Annotated in this window: 1 protein-coding gene; it reads right to left on the bottom strand. The window is 63.0% G+C overall.

Translation table 11 applies throughout. The annotated features are described in order from the left end of the window. Positions 1-262, bottom strand: a 262-nt coding sequence (locus AAEZ05_RS29050; RefSeq protein WP_350650081.1) for a M3 family metallopeptidase, incomplete at both ends; no start/stop codon positions are given.

Raw genomic sequence — 262 nt, 5'->3', positions numbered from 1 at the left:
GGGCAGGCTTGCCGCTGTCGGCCGGAGTGAAGTTGCACACCAGGTTGGCGACGGGGCTTTGCAGCACGCCATCAACGGTACGGCGGCGGTCACGGGCGCCATCCATCCAGGCACCGCCACGCTTGTTGGCGCGGGCGTACAGGTCGAAGAAGAAACGCCCGACGTGCTCGCCGTTTTCCTTGATTTCGAACAAACGAACATCCGGGTGCCAGGTGTCGAAGCCTTTGAGCTCAGCAATCTCGATGCCGTACAGGCGCTGCAC

The sequence above is a fragment of the Pseudomonas sp. HY13-MNA-CIBAN-0226 genome (assembly GCF_040310305.1).
Lineage (GTDB): Bacteria > Pseudomonadota > Gammaproteobacteria > Pseudomonadales > Pseudomonadaceae > Aquipseudomonas > Aquipseudomonas gregormendelii.
The sequence above is the reverse complement of the archived record's forward strand: the minus strand, read 5'-3'. Positions and strand labels throughout refer to the sequence as shown.